This is a genomic window from Actinoallomurus acanthiterrae, assembly GCF_054775715.1.
The window spans coordinates 6204987-6224268 of record NZ_BAAHCO010000001.1 but is presented as its reverse complement, the minus strand read 5'-3'; the positions used below and the strand labels follow the sequence as shown (position 1 = coordinate 6224268).

At 69.3% G+C, this 19282-nt stretch carries 22 protein-coding genes and 1 riboswitch; of the genes, 7 read left to right on the top strand and 15 right to left on the bottom strand.

Annotated features, from left to right (window positions below):
* Position 1 precedes the first annotated feature (1 nt).
* The 8 genes from ACYVF7_RS29575 to ACYVF7_RS29540 form a co-directional block, all read right to left on the bottom strand.
* On the bottom strand, positions 2 to 166 hold the full coding sequence (locus ACYVF7_RS29575; RefSeq protein ID WP_460347201.1) for a hypothetical protein: 165 nt from the start codon (positions 164 to 166) through the stop codon (positions 2 to 4).
* Positions 163 to 1236 (bottom strand): cupin domain-containing protein, encoded by a 1074-nt coding sequence (locus tag ACYVF7_RS29570; RefSeq protein ID WP_460347199.1) that lies wholly within the window; start codon positions 1234 to 1236, stop codon positions 163 to 165. The genes ACYVF7_RS29575 and ACYVF7_RS29570 overlap by 4 nt, the downstream gene beginning before the upstream one ends.
* Positions 1237 to 1319: 83 nt before the next feature.
* The gene (locus tag ACYVF7_RS29565) at positions 1320 to 2117 is read right to left on the bottom strand and encodes a PaaX family transcriptional regulator (protein ID WP_460347196.1); all 798 of its coding nucleotides are present in this window, start codon (positions 2115 to 2117) and stop codon (positions 1320 to 1322) included.
* 228 nt (positions 2118 to 2345) lie between these two features.
* Positions 2346 to 3365 carry a cation diffusion facilitator family transporter gene (locus ACYVF7_RS29560; protein ID WP_460347194.1) on the bottom strand — a complete coding sequence of 340 codons (1020 nt, stop codon included), beginning with the start codon at positions 3363 to 3365 and terminating at the stop codon, positions 2346 to 2348.
* Positions 3358 to 3795, bottom strand: coding sequence for an ArsR/SmtB family transcription factor (locus ACYVF7_RS29555; protein WP_460347192.1), 438 nt, complete (start codon positions 3793 to 3795; stop codon positions 3358 to 3360). Before ACYVF7_RS29555 ends, ACYVF7_RS29560 begins: the two co-directional genes overlap by 8 nt.
* Before the next feature lie 17 nt (positions 3796 to 3812).
* Positions 3813 to 4349, bottom strand: coding sequence for a cation diffusion facilitator family transporter (locus ACYVF7_RS29550; RefSeq protein ID WP_460347190.1), 537 nt, complete (start codon positions 4347 to 4349; stop codon positions 3813 to 3815).
* Positions 4350 to 4603: 254 nt separating this feature from the next.
* Complete coding sequence (locus tag ACYVF7_RS29545) at positions 4604 to 5749, bottom strand: MalY/PatB family protein (protein ID WP_460347187.1); 1146 nt, start codon at positions 5747 to 5749, stop codon at positions 4604 to 4606.
* Positions 5750 to 5804: 55 nt separating this feature from the next.
* Entirely contained in the window at positions 5805 to 7442 is a 1638-nt protein-coding gene (locus ACYVF7_RS29540) for an APC family permease (protein ID WP_460347185.1), read from the bottom strand.
* Positions 7443 to 7626: 184 nt separating this feature from the next.
* Between ACYVF7_RS29540 and ACYVF7_RS29535 the strand changes: the two genes are divergently transcribed.
* The 4 genes from ACYVF7_RS29535 (at position 7627) to ACYVF7_RS29520 (ending at position 11116) form a co-directional block, all read left to right on the top strand.
* Complete coding sequence (locus ACYVF7_RS29535; protein WP_460347183.1) at positions 7627 to 8556, top strand: LysR family transcriptional regulator; 930 nt, start codon at positions 7627 to 7629, stop codon at positions 8554 to 8556.
* Between the two features lie 44 nt (positions 8557 to 8600).
* Entirely contained in the window at positions 8601 to 9440 is an 840-nt protein-coding gene (locus ACYVF7_RS29530) for a methyltransferase family protein (RefSeq protein WP_460347181.1), read from the top strand.
* A gap of 201 nt (positions 9441 to 9641) precedes the next feature.
* The gene (locus ACYVF7_RS29525) at positions 9642 to 10217 is read left to right on the top strand and encodes a SulP family inorganic anion transporter (RefSeq protein WP_460347179.1); all 576 of its coding nucleotides are present in this window, start codon (positions 9642 to 9644) and stop codon (positions 10215 to 10217) included.
* Positions 10178 to 11116 (top strand): SulP family inorganic anion transporter, encoded by a 939-nt coding sequence (locus tag ACYVF7_RS29520; protein WP_460347177.1) that lies wholly within the window; start codon positions 10178 to 10180, stop codon positions 11114 to 11116. The genes ACYVF7_RS29525 and ACYVF7_RS29520 overlap by 40 nt, the downstream gene beginning before the upstream one ends.
* Positions 11117 to 11204: 88 nt before the next feature.
* On the opposite strand, the gene ACYVF7_RS29515 is transcribed toward ACYVF7_RS29520, so the two are convergent.
* The 3 genes from ACYVF7_RS29515 to ACYVF7_RS29505 all read right to left on the bottom strand — a co-directional run bounded on the left by ACYVF7_RS29515 (position 11205) and on the right by ACYVF7_RS29505 (position 14083).
* Positions 11205 to 12455: a hypothetical protein gene (locus ACYVF7_RS29515; protein ID WP_460347175.1), complete on the bottom strand. Its 1251-nt coding sequence runs from the start codon at positions 12453 to 12455 to the stop codon at positions 11205 to 11207.
* A gap of 66 nt (positions 12456 to 12521) precedes the next feature.
* Positions 12522 to 12803, bottom strand: a complete 282-nt coding sequence (locus ACYVF7_RS29510) for a hypothetical protein (RefSeq protein WP_460347173.1) — start codon at positions 12801 to 12803, stop codon at positions 12522 to 12524.
* 137 nt (positions 12804 to 12940) lie between these two features.
* Positions 12941 to 14083: a cation diffusion facilitator family transporter gene (locus tag ACYVF7_RS29505; RefSeq protein WP_460347171.1), complete on the bottom strand. Its 1143-nt coding sequence runs from the start codon at positions 14081 to 14083 to the stop codon at positions 12941 to 12943.
* 76 nt (positions 14084 to 14159) lie between these two features.
* Here ACYVF7_RS29505 and ACYVF7_RS29500 point away from each other — a divergent pair, with 76 nt between their 5' ends.
* The 3 genes from ACYVF7_RS29500 (at position 14160) to ACYVF7_RS29490 (ending at position 15575) form a co-directional block, all read left to right on the top strand.
* Complete coding sequence (locus tag ACYVF7_RS29500) at positions 14160 to 14516, top strand: ArsR/SmtB family transcription factor (RefSeq protein WP_460347169.1); 357 nt, start codon at positions 14160 to 14162, stop codon at positions 14514 to 14516.
* Positions 14517 to 14711: 195 nt separating this feature from the next.
* A complete protein-coding gene (locus tag ACYVF7_RS29495) occupies positions 14712 to 14906 on the top strand; it encodes a DUF1259 domain-containing protein (RefSeq protein WP_460347167.1) in 195 nt (64 codons plus the stop codon).
* A 66-nt stretch (positions 14907 to 14972) separates the two neighbouring features.
* The gene (locus ACYVF7_RS29490; RefSeq protein ID WP_460347165.1) at positions 14973 to 15575 is read left to right on the top strand and encodes a DUF305 domain-containing protein; all 603 of its coding nucleotides are present in this window, start codon (positions 14973 to 14975) and stop codon (positions 15573 to 15575) included.
* A 98-nt stretch (positions 15576 to 15673) separates the two neighbouring features.
* Here ACYVF7_RS29490 and ACYVF7_RS29485 read toward each other — a convergent pair whose 3' ends face one another.
* The 4 genes from ACYVF7_RS29485 to ACYVF7_RS29470 all read right to left on the bottom strand — a co-directional run bounded on the left by ACYVF7_RS29485 (position 15674) and on the right by ACYVF7_RS29470 (position 18859).
* Positions 15674 to 16699 carry a C40 family peptidase gene (locus ACYVF7_RS29485; RefSeq protein WP_460347163.1) on the bottom strand — a complete coding sequence of 342 codons (1026 nt, stop codon included), beginning with the start codon at positions 16697 to 16699 and terminating at the stop codon, positions 15674 to 15676.
* Positions 16700 to 16704: 5 nt separating this feature from the next.
* Positions 16705 to 16842, bottom strand: a riboswitch (cyclic di-AMP (ydaO/yuaA leader).
* Between the two features lie 391 nt (positions 16843 to 17233).
* The gene (locus ACYVF7_RS29480) at positions 17234 to 18166 is read right to left on the bottom strand and encodes a M56 family metallopeptidase (RefSeq protein WP_460347161.1); all 933 of its coding nucleotides are present in this window, start codon (positions 18164 to 18166) and stop codon (positions 17234 to 17236) included.
* The gene (locus ACYVF7_RS29475) at positions 18163 to 18543 is read right to left on the bottom strand and encodes a BlaI/MecI/CopY family transcriptional regulator (RefSeq protein WP_460347159.1); all 381 of its coding nucleotides are present in this window, start codon (positions 18541 to 18543) and stop codon (positions 18163 to 18165) included. The genes ACYVF7_RS29480 and ACYVF7_RS29475 overlap by 4 nt, the downstream gene beginning before the upstream one ends.
* A gap of 37 nt (positions 18544 to 18580) precedes the next feature.
* On the bottom strand, positions 18581 to 18859 hold the full coding sequence (locus tag ACYVF7_RS29470) for a hypothetical protein (protein WP_460347157.1): 279 nt from the start codon (positions 18857 to 18859) through the stop codon (positions 18581 to 18583).
* Between the last annotated feature and the right edge of the window lie 423 nt (positions 18860 to 19282).

Genomic DNA, 19282 nt, shown 5'->3' with positions numbered 1-19282 from the left:
GTCAGCGCCTCACCAGCAGGTCGCGGCACTCGCCGATGCCCTCGATGCGGGTGATCAGCTCGGTGCCTTCGCCGAGGTAACGCGACGGCTTGCGAGCGTGGCCGACCCCGCCGGGCGTACCGGTGGCGCGGGTGCCATGAGGGGTACGGATCGTGGCGAGCCTCATGCCGAGCCTTCCTCTCGGCGGGTGCGGGCCAGGCCGATGGCCTCATAGACGGGGTCGTCGGAGAATCGGAAGGCGTCAAGGCCGTCACGGGTCTCGATGGTCAGGGGCGCCCATGACGGGACGGCGAACAGGTCGCCGGTGGTCACCTCGTAGCGGCGGTCTGCGACGGTCACCGTGCCGCTGCCGTCGAAGACCTGCCAAACGGCCGAGCCGACCACCCGGACGGTCGCGGTGCGGGTCCCTGGCCGGAGCCGGTGCATCTCGGTGCGGATGGTGGACAGCGCGTCGCGCGCGGTGGCCGGATTGGTGAAGCGGACGACGGCGTGACCGGGCTCGGTGACACCGGGGAAGCCCTCGTCCTCCAGCTGCAACTGGGCGGTGAGCGCCGCGTCGGTGTGCTCCCAGCGATAGGCCATCAACGGCGAGGCCGCGGGCGTGGGCGCGCCGACCGGGTACAGCCCGGGGTGGCCCCAGAGCCGCTCGTTGCGCGACACGGCCGGTGTGGCGCGGGTGCCGAGCTCATCCGGGCCGAACTCGAAGAATCCGGCGTCGAGGTGCCTGACCAGCGGGATGTCCAGACCGTCGATCCAGGCCATCGGGCGGTCGGTGGTGTTGTGGTGTTCGTGGAAGTGCATGCCGGGCGTGAGGAGGAGGTCGCCGCGGCGCATCGCGACGGGGTCGCCCTCCACGTTGGTCCACACCCCCTCGCCCTCCACGACGAAGCGGAACGCGGTCTGTGAGTGCCGGTGCGCGGGGGCCTCCTCGCCGGGGCCCAGGTACTGGATGGCGGCCCACAACGTCGGCGTGGCGTAGGCCGTGCCCGGCAGACCGGGGTTGACCAGCGCGATGGCCCGCCGCTCCCCGCCCCGCCCCACCGGCACCAACTCCCCGCTGCGCGCGGCCAGCGGGTGCAGCACCGACCAGCGCCAAAGGGCCGGCACGGCGTCGGACAGCGGCTCCTCGGGCATCAGGCCCTCGCGCTGGGTCCACAAGGGCGCCAGGTGCGCGGCGGCGAAGTCGGCGTACAGCCGCTCCAACGCGGCGCGCTCCTCCATCTCCCCGACCGTCACGGTCCCTCCTCTTTAAGGCTTGCGGGGTTCCTTTCCGTCAAAGTACGTCACTTGAAAGACGGTCGTCTAGATTTTGACGCGCACTAGCCGGAGATCAACCGGTCCACGCAGGCCTCCGCCTCGCCGCGCAGCAGGCCGTGGGCTTCAAGGAAAACCTCGTGGGCGTCCCTGCCGGTCCACCCCTCCGGCAGCAGTTCGGGCGGCAGGTCGGGATCGCGGAACGGGAACATCCGGTAGTCGTGGATCAACCGCATCCGCTCGACCAGCGCCTCGCGTCCGAGCGGTTCGCCGACCCGATAGCGAGCCAGGCGGGGCCGGTAGCGGGCGAGCAACTCGCCGTAGTCCTCGTCCAGGGTCGCGAGGTCCCAGGACCGGGCGGCCATGTCCCGGTCGGCAGCAAGCCCGGTCGAGCGCGCCTGCAAAATGTCGATCCGGGCTGAAGGGTGGTCGGCGAAGTCGGCTGTGACCTGCTCTCCCCTGTCGTGCGGGCTGATCCAGACCGACGCCGACAGCAGGCCGTATCCCAGCCAGGACAGGCGTTTGCGCAGTTGCTCGCGCAGCGCGCGCTCGGACTCGGGCACCGAGTAGATGACCATGTGCCATCGGCCGTCCCACGGTCCCTGCTCGCGCGCGAAGATGCGCGCACGGCCCTCGTCGAGCAGCTGCCAGGCGGCCTCGGTCAGGGCGTAGACCGTCTCCCTGCCCTCGCGGCTCGTCTCCAGCCAGCCCTCCCTGCGCATCCGTGCGGCCACCACCCGCACGGTCGACTCCGGGACGTCGAAGCACTCCATCAGTGCGACCAGTCCGCGCAGCCGCACCGCGCCGCCGCGGTAGCGCAGGTAGTCGCCGAACAGGTCGAAGACCAGGGACCGCGGCTTCACGAGAGCCTCCCGAAATCTAAGTGTGTCATCTACATGACGGTCGTCCTCAAGTTAGCTCAATATTCACAGCCGCTGCGCTTCTTCACCGAGACGGTCGCCCGCATCTCGCCCCCATCGATCCGGCCGCACTCGGCGTGCCGGCCGCCTACGTCCTCGGCACCGAGGATCTGGTGCTACCACCCGGTCGCCGACGGCCGCGTCTGTCGCTTGACGGAGCTTGCGGGCGGCCTACGAACCGTTCGGGCGGTGCACGGGGCCGTGTGACTCGTCGCAGTGTTCGCCTGCCGCGTCACCTGTGGCGATGGACAGCAGCGCATCCTGCGTGTGGTCGACCTGAAGCGTGGTGTGGGTGATCTTGTATTCGGCGGCCAGGACGGCTTCGAGGTCGGCGCGTACGGCGTGACAGTCCTCGCCCGAGGCGACCAGGACATGCGCCGATGCGGCCGGCATGCCGGAGGTGATCTGCCAGATGTGCAGGTCGTGTACCTCGGTGACGTGAGGGCGAGCGGCGAGTGCCTGGCCGACGCGCTCGGGGGAGAGCCCGGCGGGGGCGGCCTCCAGGAAGATGCGACCGGATTCGCGTACCAGTCCGACGCCGGCCTTGAGCATCAGGGCGACCACGACGAGGGAGGCGATCGCGTCCGCGCGGGCGAAGCCGGTGAGCACCATGATCAACCCGGCTATGGCGGTGGCGATGAAGGCGTACAGGTCGGTGAGGATGTGCTGGAAGGCGCCTTCGACGTTGAGGCTCGACCGGTTGGCCTTGCTGATCATCCAGGTGGCCGCGACGTTGATGGCGACGCCGACCAGTGCCGTGCCCAGCACCAGTCCGCCGGTGACTTCCGGTGGTGCGAAGAGCCGGCGGATCGCCTCATATCCCAGCCATGCGGATAGCAGCAGCAGCGACAGTCCGTTGGCCTGGGCCGAGAGGATCTCTGAGCGCTTGAGCCCATAGGTGTAGCCGCCCGCGGGCGGTTTGGCGGCCAGTCGCATCGCCACCAGCGCCAGCACGATGGAAGCGGCGTCCGTCAGCATGTGGGCGGCGTCGGAGATCAAGGCCAGCGAACTCGCCACAATGCCGATCACGACCTCGCCGGCCATGAAGGCGACGATCAGCGCGAGCGCGCCGGTCAGGTAGCGCTTGTCGGCGTCCGCGCTCACTCCGTGGGAGTGGCCTGGGTGACCGCCGCCTTCGCCTTCGTGATCGTGATCGTGATCGGCGTGCGTGTCCGCGGGCTTGCTACTCATTAGTGTTCTCCACTGTCGGACCATGCTCGGGGTGGGCGGCTGCGGGGGCGTGCCCGATGTGGGTGAGGGCCACGTCCAGCAACATTCGTACGTGCGCGTCGGCGAGCCGGTAATAGGCCATCCGCCCCTTACGGCGCACATGAACGACTCGGTGCGCGCGCAGGAGCCGCAGGTGGTGCGAGACCGCCGACTCGCTCGCGCCGGCGACCGCGGCGAGGTCGCATACGCACATCTCGCCTTCGAGCAGGGCGACCAGCACGCGGAGCCGCCCAGGGTCGGCGAGGAGACCGAATATGTCGGCCAGCTCCGCGACATCACCCTCGGCGGGCATCGCCGCCGCGACGATGGCGACCCGGTCGCGGTCGACGATGCGCACGCTGCAATCGCCCAGACCCATCACGCTCTTCGTGACATCTGCACCATCGTTCATATGTTTCACCGTACCGGCTAGCAACAGTCTTCGCCGCGCCATGCCTCACGGCCTTCCTTCACGGCGACGGTTGCCACGGCGAGGCCGATCAGGGGATCGAGCCACCACCAGCCGAACCAGGAGTTGGCGGCCAGGCCGAGAAGGACCGCGCCCGCGAGGTAGGCGCAGAGCAGGTTCTGGGTGCCTTCACCTGTGGTCGCTCCGGAGCCGAGGCGGGCGCCGAGACGGTGTTTCGCATTGCCGAGCGCCGGCATGACCACCAGACTGGCGGCCGTCACGGCGATGCCCACGGTGGTGGTGCCGGCGTGCCGTCCGGTGATGAGGTTGGAGACCGACTCCACGGCGACATACGGAGCGAGCAGCCAGAAAGAGGCGGCGACCGCCTTTTGCGCCCGGTGTTCGGCGGTCGGGGACAAGGTCCGGGACCCGGTGAAGCGCCAGATCACGATGACACTGGCCAGCCCCTCGACGACCGAGGACAGCGCCCAGCCGATCAGGGCGATCGAGGCGGCCCCGATACCTGCGGCCATACCGACCGCACCTTCGAGGGTCATCCAGACCAGGCTCGCCCAGGACAGCGCTTTGGCCCACCGGGCAGCCCGCAACCAGTGTTCGTCGCGGACGGAGCCCGGGGAGGCCATCGGGGTGCAACAGCCGTCGTCGCATGCCGCCTCGCCCGTCGGTGCTCCGGCATCGAAGTCTCGGGGTGGAAGGGGCATGGTCCTGCTCTCGCTTCAGTGCCTATAGCCGCTCATCTGAACTATTGCTCATACGTTAACGGCGAAGGCCTGCGTAAGCCAAGAGCCGATCACAGGCGTTTGATCAGGGCCGTGGTGATCCGCTCCAGGGCATCGAGGAGGGCCGGTGGTGGGGTGGCGAAGTTCAGGCGGACGTGCCCGGCACCGCCCTGCCCGTAGGACGGGCCCGCCCCGGTGGCGACGCCGGCGTGCTCCAGGAGGAACGCAGCCGGATCGCCGAGGTCGAAGGCGGTCAGGTCCAGCCAGGAGAAGTACGTCGCTTCAGGGGCGTCGGCGCGAATGGGCGGCTCGGCTCCGGCCAGGAACTCGGCGACCAGACGGCGGTTGGCGTCCAGGAACGTCAGGGCCTCTTTGAACCATGGTCCGCCTTCGTCCAGTGCGGCCCTGGTGGCGATCATCCCGAGCGGGCTGATGCCGCTCTTCTCGACGTGGAGGATGCCGTCCCAGATCGCGTGGTCCTGGTCGTTGGTCAGCGCGACCATGGCGCATCGCAGCCCGGGGAAGTTCCACGCCTTGGTCGCGCTGGTGACGGTGATCGCGTGCCGCCGGGCGGTCTCGCTGAGGGCCGCATAGGGCGTGAACGACTCGATATAGCGGATCGGTGCGTGGACCTCGTCGGAAATGACGCGGGCGCCGTACCGGTCGACGATCGTCGCGAGTTCGCCGAGCTCGTCGGCGGTGAAGACGCGTCCCACCGGATTGGCGGGGTGACAGAGGATCACCGAGCCCGCCCCGGCCCGTAGGGCGCGCTCGATTCCCTCCAGGTCGAGGCGGTACCGGCCGGCCTCGCGGCGCATCGGGACCTGCACGCAGGGGCGGCCGGTGACCGCGACGACCTCGAAGAAGCGAGGATAGGAGGGGGTGGGTACGACGACCGGGGACGACGGCTCGGTCAGATGCCGGATCGCGAGCAGGATGCCGCGCATCGCGTCGGGGATGAGCCGGATGTCGCCCGGGGTCACCGCGAGTCCCTGCCGGCCGAGCCAGGCCGCCGTCGCCGTGGGGACGCCGCTGAGACGGTCGTCGACCGGATAGCCGAACGCCTGGCGCTCGGTCGCCTCGCGGACGGCGGCGAGGATGGGGTCGGCGATCGGCAGGTCCATCTCCGCGACGCCGAGATCGAGCACGTCCGGCCCGTGGTTCGACCAGCGTTTGCAGCCGCGCGCCCGTGAGCGTGAGACGTCCCAGTTCAGCAATTCGGTTCTCCTGTTCGGTTGCTCGGCCGCCGGTTCGGCGCGGTCACGTCTGAGGTCATTCCGCGGGGATCGGTGAGCCTGATGCGGGAGCCGCCGGTTCGCTCCCGGTCTCGGCGCTCGCCGACCGGTGCCAGCCGAGCCCGGACCGGTAGGCCGCCCTCCAGATGGCGAGGCTGGCGAGGCCGACGAGCAGCGAGTCGTACGGTGCCGCGATCACGCCGCGGCCCTCGAAGCTGCCGAGGAAGGACATGAGGCCGAGTCCGCAGAGGAAGACGATCAGCCACGCACCGGTCCGGTATGACAGGCGCGTACGGGATGCGCGGCCGCCCATGCCCTGAAAGGCGTAGACGACCAGGCCGATGAGCAAGAGCGGGGCGGCGACGCGGACGCGTTCCCAGCCCGACCAGTACAGGATGAGACCGGACAGGACGAACGAACTCGCACCGACCGGGAGACTCCACCGGCCGAGCCAGCCGCCGGTGCGGTCGCCGGCCGCGTACAGGACCGTGACCGCGACGGACACGGCCGCGTAGCTGAGCCCGTAGTAGAAGCTGAGGGAGCTGGCGATGTCGGACCAGTTGCCCAGGGCCAGGACGATGACCACGCCGATGCTGAGGTTCAGCATCAGGGCGCGGCGCGGGATACCGGTGCGTTCGTGCACGGCGGCGAAGAATCGCGGCAGGATGCCGTTCTGGGCGGCGCCGTAGGTGTAGCGGCCCTTGACCGACGCGGAGATCAGGATGCTTCCGGTCGGGGAGAAGGCGGCGTCGGCCAGCAGCAGCCACGACAGCCATCCCATGCCGATCAGGCTCGCGAGCTGGGCGAGTGGCGAGGTCAGGTTGACGCCGCGCCATCCGGAGCCGAGCAGGCCGGTGGGGAGGGTGAACAGCATGGACAGTTGCAGGCCCAGGTAGATGACGAAGGAGACGGCCAGGGCGGTCAGCGTCGCGCGGGGCACCGTACGCCGGGGATCGCGCGCCTCCCCGGACAGCACCGCCGCGGCGTTGATGCCGGTGAAGGAGTAGATCAGCCCGGCGCCGACGATCGCGGTCAGCGACGCCGCGAAGCCGTTGGGCGCGAAACCGCCTCCCGCCGCGTAGTTCTTGGTGTCGAACCCGCTGGCCAGCAGCAACACCACCGTCAGCGCCGGGACGATGAACTTCACCGCGGTGACGGCGTTGTTGACCCGCGCGACGAAGCCGATGCCGATCATGTTGAGGGCGAACACGACGATGAGCAGGACGGCCGCGCACAGGCGGCCTGGCATGGTGAGCGCCTCACCCGAGACCAGCCACGGCAGCCATCGGCCGGAGTACTGGGCGACCGCGGTCGCCTCGCTCGGTCCGGCGTAGGCGGCCTGCAGGAAGACCGCCCAGCCGATCACCGTGCCGACCAGCGGGCCGGAGGCGAGCTGAGGCCACCGGACGTTGCCTCCGGACAGCGGCCGGCGAAACGACAGGTCGATGTAGACCAGCGCGATCAGCAGCGTGGCCAGCCCGGCGACGACCCAGGAGATCAGGGCCGCGGGCCCGGCCAGCTTCGAGGCCTTGTAGGCGGCGAACAGCCAGCCGGAGCCGATGACGCTGGAGAAGGTGATGGCGGTCAGTGAGAGCGTTCCCAGGCTGCGGTGGAGCCGCTGGTCGTCGCGGGGTGAGACGCCGGACGTCTGCGGCGCCGCGTCACGGTCGGGCATGTGTGCTCCTTCTGTGCTCGGCACGGTCGGCAGGACCCCCGGCGAGAGGTGGCGACCGGAATCGCCGGTCGCCGGCTCGACTTCACTGCTCAAACCCAAGGTCAGGGCCTGTACCGGTACCGTGCCGTACGGGCCGACCGCCGAGTAGACGGCGTTTGCCTGGACCTAGCCCTAAGCTGCGCCTATGCCACTGGAAAGCATAGAAACAGCCGATCTGGTGGTTTTCGACGCCGTCGCCCGGACCGGCAGCTTCGGCGGCGCGGCCGTGGAACTCCAGCTGTCCCAGCCCTCGGTGAGCACCCGCATGTCCGCTCTGGAACGCAGACTCCAGGCGAAACTGTTCACCAGAGGGGCGCGCGGCACGACGCTCACCCCGGCCGGCACGCGCTTCCTCGGTTACGCGCGGCGATGCCTGGAACTCCTCGACGAGGCCCGCCTCGCCGTACGCCGGCAGGACCTCAGCCGGCTCACCCTCACCGCGCCCGCCAGCCTCGCCACCACGCTGTTCCGGCCCATTCTGAAGGCCTTGGCCGAGCACCCCCTCGACGTCCGCTGCCGGGTCGCGACCAGCGACGAAGCGATCACCCTCCTGCTCGACGGAGCCGTCGACGCCGCCTTCGTCGTGCATCGGGTACTGCCCGCGAGCCTGCAGTCGCGGCTCGTCGCACGCTCACCTTTCGTCGCGGTCTGCGGGCCGGACCATCCGCTGGCCGAACGCGACGGGCTCTCCCCTGAGGACCTCACGGCGACGAAGGTCGCGGTCCACTACACCGTGCACGCGCTCCCGCGACCCGCCGCCGGAAGCGACCCCGCCGACGAACTCGCGAACCTGTTCGCCCACCCCGAACGCGACCGGCATCATCCCGTCCAACTCGTCGGAGCTCCCGACGTCGCCGTCGAACTCGCCGCCGACGCCGACTACGTGGCCGTCGTCCCGCTGTACGCGGCATCACAGGCACTGAACGCCGGACGCGTCCGCCTGCTCCCGCTGACGCTGCCGAACTGGCAACTGGAGATCTGGCTCGCCCACCGAGCGGACTCCGAGGACCACGCGGGTCTCCGGCGGCTGCTCCAAGAACTCCCGGCCGTCACCGCTGCCGCGGTCCCTGCCTGACCTGGACGTACCCGAGCCCGCTCGGCCTTGTTCCAGTGGTCACCGTGCTCGGAGCGGCGGCCACGATGGCGGCCCAATGGTCGATGGGCGCGTCCTGGCGGGTGGGCGTGGACGAGGCCGAGCGCACCGACCTGGTGACCACCGGTGCGTTCGCCCTGGCCCGCAACCCCATCTTCACCGCGATGATCGCCACGGCGATCGGGCTGGTGGCGATGGTGCCGAACCTCATCGCCGTCGCGGGACTGGCCCTGGCGGTCGTGGCGATCGAGCTTCAGGTCCGCGCCGTTGAAGAGCCCTACCTGCATCGCGTCCACGGTGAACGCTACCGCTGCTACTCCGCGTCGGTCGGCCGGTTCCTGCCCGGCATCGGTCGCTACCGGGGACTCGCCTGGCGGCTGCCCGTGCCGGAGCCGCGCTCAGCGGGAACCGGTGCGGGCGATGACTCGTTGCGTCAGGACAAGGTTGATCTTCGGGGAGGGGTCGAGGTGGGCAGGAACTTCAGGATGGCCTGCACGTTGAGCGTGCTGGCGGCCGCCCTGGCGTTCCTGCATGCGCTCGGCGTCATGAGCCTCGACCATTCGCGGGCCGAGGCGGCGGCATCGTCTGCCGTCACGTCGTCCTCCGCGGCGCCGGCGTCCGGGCAGGCGTGCGTCGTACCGCAGGAGACGCAGGCCGACGGGTCGCTGCACCACCGGGACATCGTCGAGTGCCGGGACGATGTCGCGCGTACCTCCACGGAGATGTCACTGCCGGACCATGCGGCGACTCCCATCGCCGACTGCGGCCCGCCTCCGGCGGGCCCGAGCCTGCGCCCCCGGGACGTCTCGCGTGACGAACCCTCCAACGGCCGCCGGCAGGCCGCGCTCCAAGTCTTCCGCTGCTGATCGTTCCGCTCGTACGAGCGGGAGGCGGCCCGACGACGGCCCTCGAGCCTTGCTCGGGGATCCGGCGTGCATGCCGCCATCGCGGCCTGGCCGTGTCCCGCTTCGTACGCATTCACCGGTCTACGAGCCGTTTTCCGCGCTGAGCGCGGTCAGCAGATCCAGGAGATACACGTAGTGCAGTCGTTGATCGAACGAAAATCCATGTTCTCCGCCTACCTATCGGATCGGCAGACCCTGCGACGGGATCTGTCCGCATCGCTCGTCGTCTTCCTCGTCGCCGTGCCGCTGTGCCTGGGCGTAGCCGTCGCCTCGGGCATGCCGGCCGAGACCGGGCTGGTGACGGGGATCGTCGGCGGACTGCTCGTCGGTGTCCTCCCCGGCAGCAGCCTTCAGGTCAGCGGCCCGGCCGCCGGCCTGACGGTCCTGGTGTTCGGGGCGGTCAAGGCGTACGGGCCCGCGAGCCTCGGCGCGATCGTTCTCGCCGCCGGGCTACTGCAGCTCGTCCTGGGGGTGTTCAAGGCCGGTCGCTGGTTCCGGGCGATCTCCGTCTCGGTGGTCCACGGCATGCTCGGCGGCATCGGGCTGGTCCTGGTGGTCGGCCAAACATACGTGGCGCTCGGCCGGCCCCGGGCAGCAGCCTGGAGGGTCTCAGCGGCCTTCCCGGCACGCTGGTCAAAGCCGCCGGCGAGCCCGCGGCGTTGGCCTCGGCCGGCATCGGCGTCGCGACGATCGTCGTCATGGCCTCGTGGCGCTTCGTTCCCACACGCCTACAGGTGATCCCAGCGCCGCTGGCCGCAGTGGTCCTGGCCACCGGTGCCGCCGCGCTGTTGCCCGTCAAGAAGATCGACGTCCAAGGCGTCCTCGGTGTCCTGCAGCCGCCGGGACCGGAAGACTTCGGCCGCCTCGCCGAAGTCGGCGTGCTCGGCACGGTGGTCGCGTTCACTCTCATCGCGTCGGCCGAGAGCCTGTTCAGCGCGGCGGCCGTCGACCGGATGCACGACGGACCACGCACCGACTATGACAAGGAGTTGATGGCCCAGGGGGTCGGCAACACGGTCTGCGGTCTGCTCGGCGCCCTGCCGATGACGGCCGTGATCGTACGAAGCGCCGCCAACGTCCAGGCCGGGGCGCGCACCAAGGTCTCACGGATCATGCACGGAGGCTGGCTGTTGCTGTTCGCCGTGTTCCTGCCGGCGGCCCTCGGCGTCATCCCTGTGGCGGCGCTCGCCGGCGTGCTGATCCATTCGGGCTGGAAACTGATCCCCAAGCGGGACCTGGCTCGCCAATGGCGGATCGAACGCGGCGAAGCGCTCATCCTCACGGTCACGATGGCCGCGATCGTCACCACGAACCTTCTCGAAGGCGTTCTGGTCGGGCTGCTCCTGGCCGTGATGAAGACCGCCTGGGACGTCTCTCACATCCAGATTCACGTTGACGAGAACGCCGAGTTGCTGCGGATCCGGCTGGTCGGCAACGCGACGTTCCTGCGGCTTCCCCGGATCCTCGACACCCTCGAGGCCCTACCGCACGACCGAACGGTCGAACTGGACCTTTCCGAGCTCCGTCACCTCGACCGCGCGTGCCGCACCGCGCTCCACACCTGGACGGCACAACGCAACAGCCGCGGGCCGCAGGTTCACGTATCCGGTGATCTCGGTACTCCACTGGCCGCCTGATCGGCAGGCCGGCGGCCGAACACGGTGTGCCGGCACGGCCGCCGGCCTGATGGCCGGTATGCGTCCCGCGTCGGACGCATACCGGCTCTCAGTGGTCGTCGCCCGGGTCGTCGTACTCGATCTGTGAGGTGGCCCGGAAGGGGCCGGTGATGATCTGGCGGATGAACCGGCCGCTGTCGAGGATCTCTTCGGCGGAGACCTCGTAGGTGAACTCCTGGCCGGGCTGCAGCCGCCGCCTGCCGATCACGACGGATTTCTTGACCCGGTAGATGGACGCCCACGGAGAGCAGAAGTACATCGAGTCGGTCGGCGCGATGTCACCGCGCTGGCGCGCGGCGTTGATCTGCTCCTGGATCCGCAGCGTCTTGCCGGGGTTGGGGTCGTGCCGCCACATCTCGTCGATCGTCCTGCGCGCCTGCGCGTCGCGTTTCCAGCGGGACAGGGAGCCCCGGTCGGTCAGGCACCAGGGGTCGAAACCGCTCGTCCCGGGCAGCGGGAGCCTGGTGGCCGAGGCTCCGTTCTTGGCCGTGCCCGCGTTCCGGTAGGTCTTTAGCAGGCTCGGCATCGCGATGAGCTGCCCGAGGTGGTAATAGGTCTCCAGAGCGTGCTGCAGGCGTTGCTCGATGATCTCGTGGAGCTCCTGGCTCGCTCCCGGTTCGAAGACGTTGGCGGCGTAGTCGGCCGACGACGAGGCCTCCGCGGCGATCTGCCGTAGCCGGTCGAGGTCGGCCTGATGCCCGTCGTCGGAGCAGGTCGTCTCGAACGTGCCCAGAGCCACGTCGGCGTGTTCGCGGATGGCGGCGCCGGCCGCGATCATCGCTTCCAGGTGTACGGCCGGGCACGGCTCGATCTCCACCCAGCCCGGCAGGTCGGCGGGTAGGGACACCGCGTCATCCAACCGGTACGCCGGATTGGCCGCGGCCTGGCGTGTCAGTGACAGCCAGTGCTCGACCTGGCCGAAGAACGCCCAGACCTGTTCGGCGGTCACCTTGGGCAGGTAGCCGACCGTACGCGTGTCGGCCCGGTAGTCCGCCTCGATCATCTTGTCGCCCAGGGTCTGGAGGACGTAGGCGTTCCAGGCGAACAGCTGCTGTGCGCCCGCCGAGACCGGGGCGCCCCACGCGTCGATCCCCTTGGTGACCAAGTCGCGGCGTACCGCCTCGGCGTCGTCGAGCGCTCGGTACACCCCGATCCCGGCCTTCTGGATCGACTCCAGTGTCTTGGCCGGGACCTCTTTCTTGAAGCCCGCCACGACACGGGTCAGCAACCCGGGACTGTCCGCCATCTCTCTCCCACCGCCGATGATCTCCTGTGCCGTGTACGACGCGCTCAGCGACATCCGCGTTCCACACGGATCTCGGGAGAAACGGATCGTGGCCCGCCGAGGCGAGGAACCCCGTCGGCGTCAGGGACCGAGTAGTTGAGTGACCAGCGCGTCTGCGGTCCACTGCTCCCATCGCTGCGGGCTCCAGCCGCGCCGCGCCGTCAGGAACTGGTACATCTCTGGCGTCTGCATGGCCAGCGCGATGTCGACCGCGGTCGCGACATCCAGACCGTCATGTAGCGAGGTCTTGTCGGCCAGGGTGGTGATGAGACGTTCCTGCACGGTGGCGCGCTGGGTGTTGTTGGTCTCCCACAATTCGGCGATGTCGGGATCGGCGGTGGCGGCACCGCGAACGATGTTCAAGACGGGCGCGACCCGTTCGTAGATCTGGCGCGATGCTCTGGCCTGCAGTCGTAGTTGCGCTCAATCCTGAAGGGCGTCGGCCGTCGCGTCGACCGGGCGACCGGGCGAGCGGGGGAGCGGGGGAGCGGGGGAGCCGATCAGTGGGCGCCGTGGTGGGCGAGCTCGTGGTGCGGGTCCTCGCCGTGGTCGGTGTGGTCGGTGTGGACGGTGGCCGCGGTGAGCCGGGGAACGGCGTGGATGAGGGCGTGCTCGGCGGCGACGGCGAGCTCGTGGGCTTCGACGACGGTCAGGTGCGGATCGACGACGATGTCGGCCTCGGCGCGCAGCGCGTGGCCGATCCAGCGCATCCGCACCTGCCCGACGCCGCGCACGCCGTCGATGTCCGTCAGCGCGGTCTCGGCGGACTCCACCAGGCCCGGGTCCACCGAGTCCATCAGCCGCCGGTAGACCTCGCGGGCGGCGTCCTTGAGCACCAGCAGGATCGCGGCGGTGATGAGCAGGCCCACGATGGGGTCGGCGGCACTCCAGCCGAGGGCCGCGCCACCGGCGCCCAGCAGGACGGCGAGGGAGGTGAAGCCGTCGGTCCGGGCGTGCAGGCCGTCGGCGATCAGCGCGGCCGACCCGATGCGGCGTCCGGTGCGGATGCGATACCGGGCGACCCACTCATTGCCGATGAACCCGATCAACGCGGCGATGGCCACCGCCCACAGGTGACCGATGTCGCGCGGGTTCAGCAGGCGGTCGATGGCCTCATAGGCGGCCAGCGCCGAAGAAGCGGCGATGGTCACCACGATGGCGATGCCGGCCAGGTCCTCGGCGCGGCCGTAGCCGTAGGTATAGCGGCGGTTGGCCGCCCTTCGGCCGAGCACGAAGGCGATGCCGAGCGGAACCGCCGTCAGCGCGTCGGCCGCGTTGTGGATGGTGTCGCCGAGCAGAGCCACAGATCCCGACAGTGCGACGACCGTCGCCTGGATCACCGTGGTAAGCCCGAGGATGCCCAGCGACAGCCACAGCGTACGCATGCCCTCGCGGGAGGTCTCCATCGCCGTGTCGACCTTGTCCATGGCCTCGTGGCTGTGCGGAGTGACGAAGTGCGCGAGCTGGTGGCGGATCCGCGCCCACCGGCCATCACCGTGATCGTGGTCATGGCCATGGTCGTCGTGAGCGTGCTGACGCTCACCGTGGCCGTGGCCGTGGCCGTGGCCGTGGTGGTGCTCGTCGTGAGCGTGGTCGTGCTGGTCGTGGCGGTGGGGTTCGTGAGTGTCGGTGTGCTGGCTCACGGGCGGTTGCACCTTTCGCGGCTCGGGGCGGGGGATGGGATTGGACTTCGGGTCGCGACGCCTCCATTATGTGCATATGAACGCACGCATGCATCTATCAGGTGCGCACGGCTCGCAGGAACCAGATGATGGCAAGCGGATAACGGTGGCCGTCGAGGTGCTCGGACTGCTCGCCGACCGCACCCGCCTGACCCTGCTGCGGCGTCTGGGTGAAGGCGAAGCCGACGTGACGACGCTGGCCGAATCGTGTGCCGCGTCGCGTACCTCGGTCAGCCAGCATCTCGCCCGGCTACGCCTCGCCGGGCTGGTGACGACCCGCAAAGAGGGCCGCCGTGTGATCTACAGCCTGGGCCACGGGCATCTGCGGCGACTGGTCGACGAGGCGCTGAGCGTGGCCGACCATCAGATCGGTCATCTGCCGGCCCACGACTGACCTCGCCGGGGAGCGCGCGATCGGCGCGGGTATGCCCGAGTGGTGACAGATATGTAGCGAATCAGACACCATGCTTCGCCATATTGGCTGCCGCACGACGTCAAGGTCGGGGGCCGTGGTTCGCGGCGGGCAGGGTGATCCAGACGTCGGCTCCGCCGTCGGGAGGGTTGACGGCCCCGTAGGTGCGCCGTACGTGTGGGCGATGGCGGCGGTAATGGCCAGGCGCTCCGCAAGGGCGGGATCGAGATCGTCGAACTCCACAACCACAGCCTCGACGAGCAACCCCGCCTGTTCTACATGCACTTCTGGGCCACCGGCGACGGCGTCACCCTCGCCCAGGAACTCCGTCCGGCCCTGGACGCCACCAACCTCAAAGCCGCCACCGGGTAGGGAGACAGTGGATGCCCGCTGGGCCCCGGAACGACTCTTACTCCATCAGCAGGAAGGTCACTACAGATGAGGCGCGCACTGTCGTCGCTCGTCGCCATGGTCGCCGCGGCCGTGCTCGCGGCATGCGGGGGCGGCGCGGCGAACACGGACCAGACGATGACCGGCCATGCGGCGGAGGGGCACGCGGTCGCCGTTAACTCCATATCGGTGACCGCGGGCCACAACGCCCAGGACGTGATGTTCGCGCAGATGATGATCCCCCACCATCAACAGGCGATCGTCATGGCCGACCAAGCGGCCACCAGAGCCTCCTCACCGCAGGTCAAGACGCTGGCCGCGCAGATCAAGCAGGCTCAGGGCCCGGAGATCCGGAAGATGACCGGCTGGCTCAGGGACTGGGGAGCGCCGATGCCGTCCCCGGGCGGCATGCACATGGCCGAGGGGATGATGTCCGAACAGGACATGAAGAGACTCGGCACGCTGTCGGGCCGCCCCTTCGACCGGATGTTCCTGCAGATGATGATCAGACACCACCAGGGCGCCGTCACCATGGCCAGGGCCGAAGAGTCCCAAGGCTCCAACCCGGACGCCAAGGCCCTGGCGGCCTCCATCATCAGCTCCCAATCCGCCGAGATCGCCAAGATGCGCCACATGCTCACCGGCATGTGACCCAGGGGGACCGTACGAGGCCCGGCGCCACAAACGATTCAGGTCGTGAGGGCTTCCGGTGCGGTCCGACAACTCGCGGTACCGCCGCGTGAGAACCGTCACGGGCGGCTGGCGCCCTCGTAATGGGCTACCCAGTATGGATTCGACAGGCTGTCGAGCCTGATGAAGTCACCCGTCTTCGTCGCGTGGATGAACTTCCCGCCGCCGACGTACATGCCCTCGTGACCCATGCCGAGGAAGTAGACCAGGTCACCGGCCTGCAGGTCGGACTTGGAGACATGCCGAGTCGCGGCGTACTGGTCGGGCACGACCCGCGGGAGGTTCACACCGGCGGCGCGCCAGGACATCATCGTCAGCCCGGAGCAGTCGTAACCCTTCGGGCCGGTGCCACCCCAGATGTAGGGCTTGCCGATCTGGGCGTAGGCGTACTCCACCGCCTTACGCGCCGGCCCCGAGGCAGGCCCGTTGTAGGTGCCACCGGCTCCCGGGCCGGGTGGGCTCGCGGATTCACCGGCCTTGCGCAGGAGGCTCTTCTGCTTGGCGATGGCCTTCTCGACGGTGGCCCTGCGCTTCTTCAGCTCGGACGCCTTCTGCGAGACGGTCTGGTAGGCGGATTGGGCCTCCGTCTGTTCCCGGCGCAGACGCTGCGTGGAGGCCAGGAACGCCGCGAGCTCTTGCCCGCGGTTGTTCGACAGCTGAGTGAACGCCGACATCTGGTTCAGCGCCGCGTCCGGGTCCTTGGATGCGAGCACGGTGGCGGTGGTGGAATCGAGGCTGCCGGTCTTGTACGCGTCGGCGGCGATCTGCGCGACCCGGGCGTGCAGTCGTTCGTAGACGCGCCTCTCGCTCTTCGCCTGGCTGTTGAGCGCCTTGAGCTTCTTCTTCGCGGCGTCCAGCTCGGTCTTGGCCTTGTTGTACTGATCGACGATCTTGTCGACCTGGCCGTTGAGCTTCTCCAGCTCCTTCTTCGCCGCCGCGGCCGACGGCTTGGGCGCGGCCTCGGCCGGGGCCGCCATGAGGGCCACGGTGACCGTGAGCGAGACCGCCGCGTACAGCCTGAGCGATCGAGGCCGCCGCAGGTGACCTGCGGCGTACGCGTTCGTGACCGGGCGATAGAACGCCACGTGAGAGCTCCTCTCCTTGGCCGCCTACCGGGTTAGCTGTCGGGCTCGGGCCGGAGTAGCCCTACCGGAGCGTCGTACGCTCCGGATTCGCCCCTCAAATCTCGGGTCCCCGGTTCCCTCGTGGGATTCGGCGGTCGGCCGTGCCTCGTGTGAAGCATGGGGCGGCCGATCTCTGACGGAGTGTAGGAGATTTTTGGCGCGCTTTGCCACCTGTCGGACCGAGCGGATGCGTCCTCTGACCAAGCGTGACACCTCGGCATGCGGCGTACGTCGGGGAGCGGGGCTCGGTGCCGGACGCCATGATGGCGGGTGTCGGTGTGAGTCCGACGAGGCCGGCGGCGCTGATCGCATCGGTGCGGGGGTTGCCGCCTCGACCATCCTCCGATCCCGCCGTTGCCGCGCGGACTTCTCGCCGTCATGGAGCGGATCGGAGGCCGGGGGAGATGTCCGACCGGACCTCTCCTATGTCAGGTAGGAGTTAGGCTCTGGCGAGAGGGCTGCCGCGCGTGCCGTACGTGGCGGCGCTTGGGCTGGTCAGCAGAAGAACGGCGTCGTGGCGAGCCAGCTCGCCGAGATCACGGTCGGCAGGGCGACGGAGGTCATCGCCGTGATCCACGTCAGGCGCCGGGTGAGGCCGTTGTCGGCGATGGCGGGCGAGGTCTCGAGCCGGGCGAGCCGTCGATCGAGGGCTGACGCACCGGCACTGTGAGCGGCCAGACCGCCGATCGGGTTCGGCGCGATGGCCAGCTTCCGCAGCGCGACCGCCACCACGTGGCGACCCCAACGTCGGGCGGCGACGTCGTCGGCGGTCATCTCCAGCAGGATGGGCAGGCAACGGCGGGCGTCACTGAAGGTCGGCAGCCAGAACAGCGCGGCCCCGAGCGCGTCGACGGCCGTGAGGAACAAGTGATGGCGGTAGCGCAGGTGTGCCCGTTCGTGGGCGAGGACCGCCTGGAGCTGGGTGTCCTCCAGTTGGTCGAGAGCGCCGCTGCTCAGCACGATCGGGCGCTTCCGTGACGGAACACAGTAGGCGATCGGTATCGGGTGATCGAGAACGCAGACGTCGTCGATATCGCCCGGATACCGCACGACGAACTGCAGTGCCTCCTGATGGCGACGGCGCTGCGTCACGGTGCGCCGGTACCGCTTGACGGCCACGTACGTCGCGGCGACCGCGCTGAGGAGAAGGGCGACGTTGAAGGCGTACGAGGCCGGACCGCCGCCTCCGTTGTGATGGTGCCAGCAGTCGGCCACCCGTTCCGCGACGCGGTGCACCAGGCCATGCCGGCCGGTCGACACCACCGCGATGACGCCGATGAGCGCGGCGAGCGTGCCCGCCAGGGTTCCCAGCCATACGAGTGCGGCGATCCGGGGAATCCGCTGGCACCAGGCGCTCCGGCTCAGCAGCGGGCCGGCGCTGGCGCCGAGGGCGACGGTGACCGCGCCGAGCGTGGCGAGGGTGTTCACGGACGTGATTCCGTGGGGGCCGAACGCTGGGCGAGTTCCACCAGGAGCCGGTGCGCGTCCTGCGGGTCGATGGTCTCGGCGAACCGGGCCAGGACGGGTCCGCGGTCGGTGGTCTCCGCCAGTGCCTCGGCCATCACCTGCGCGACGTGATCCTCACGGCTGCGCGTCGGGGCGTACCGCCATGCGTTGCGGTCCGCCGTGCGGGCGAGGAAGCCCTTCTGGACGAGCCGGTCAGCGACGGTCTGCACCGTCGTGTATGCCGACCGCTTCGCGGATCCGGCGTTCACCTTCTCCATCAGCTCGCGGATGAGCAGCGGCTTCTGGGCATCCCACAGCGCCTCCATGATCGCTCGCTCGAGCGGCCCTGCGATCGCCACCTGTCCGCCTCCATCCCTGAGCCCGCACCATTGTGACCTATCGATTGAGATCCATATACCAGCTCATGCCTTCGCCGAACGTGAGCAGGACGACCTCTTGCTCGCCGATGAGCGATGGACGGGCTGGCAGCGGGCCGACGACGGTCAGGCGCCAGCGTTCCGCTTCGGCTCGATGTCCCGGGACGAAGCGGTACCTGCCGAGATCGGGATGCCGCCAGTAATCGATGACGGCTTCCACGCGCCACGTGAGGCCCTCTTCGCCCTCGATCCACGTCGGGCGCCCGACGCCGTCGAACACGTCGAAGGTCACTGTCACGCGCCGCACGGCACTCCGGCTCCGGTCGGTGCATGCCTGGAAAGTGGCCGTTCACGTCCGGAGAGGGCCCAGACGGGCGAGTGACTCCTTCGCCGCACCTGGCGGGGTTCACGGCGCACGCGACCTTGTGGTCGATGTCTCGGACCGACGTGATCGATGAGCATCTCCTACAAAGGATAGTAGGACCTGGCGTGCTGCAGCAATCCAGGCTGGCGGGTGGCCGCTGGCCGTCGTGGATGTCTTGCTTACCTCGGGTGGGGATGGAGGGGGTTGTCGCTTCCGGTGGCATTTCTACTACATTGTGTCGGAGTTAGGGTTGCGATCCACCTCCAACCCGGGGGTCCGGCCCCCACCGTCGTGGCCTCCGGCGGTCCCGTTACCGGGGCACTGAGGCGTCCTCCCTAACCCCTGTGGGTCGGAAAT

What these genes read in the sequence shown, in the direction of transcription:
- ACYVF7_RS29575 (WP_460347201.1), bottom strand. Translation starts at nt 166, where the DNA reads ATGAGGCTCGCCACGATCCGTACCCCTCATGGCACCCGCGCCACCGGT.
- ACYVF7_RS29560 (WP_460347194.1), bottom strand. Translation starts at nt 3,365, where the DNA reads ATGAGTAGCAAGCCCGCGGACACGCACGCCGATCACGATCACGATCAC.
- ACYVF7_RS29555 (WP_460347192.1), bottom strand. Translation starts at nt 3,795, where the DNA reads ATGAACGATGGTGCAGATGTCACGAAGAGCGTGATGGGTCTGGGCGAT.
- ACYVF7_RS29550 (WP_460347190.1), bottom strand. Translation starts at nt 4,349, where the DNA reads ATGACCCTCGAAGGTGCGGTCGGTATGGCCGCAGGTATCGGGGCCGCC.
- ACYVF7_RS29540 (WP_460347185.1), bottom strand. Translation starts at nt 7,442, where the DNA reads ATGCCCGACCGTGACGCGGCGCCGCAGACGTCCGGCGTCTCACCCCGC.
- ACYVF7_RS29535 (WP_460347183.1), top strand. Translation starts at nt 7,627, where the DNA reads ATGCCACTGGAAAGCATAGAAACAGCCGATCTGGTGGTTTTCGACGCC.
- ACYVF7_RS29525 (WP_460347179.1), top strand. Translation starts at nt 9,642, where the DNA reads ATGTTCTCCGCCTACCTATCGGATCGGCAGACCCTGCGACGGGATCTG.
- ACYVF7_RS29520 (WP_460347177.1), top strand. Translation starts at nt 10,178, where the DNA reads ATGGCCTCGTGGCGCTTCGTTCCCACACGCCTACAGGTGATCCCAGCG.
- ACYVF7_RS29515 (WP_460347175.1), bottom strand. Translation starts at nt 12,455, where the DNA reads ATGTCGCTGAGCGCGTCGTACACGGCACAGGAGATCATCGGCGGTGGG.
- ACYVF7_RS29500 (WP_460347169.1), top strand. Translation starts at nt 14,160, where the DNA reads ATGAACGCACGCATGCATCTATCAGGTGCGCACGGCTCGCAGGAACCA.
- ACYVF7_RS29490 (WP_460347165.1), top strand. Translation starts at nt 14,973, where the DNA reads ATGAGGCGCGCACTGTCGTCGCTCGTCGCCATGGTCGCCGCGGCCGTG.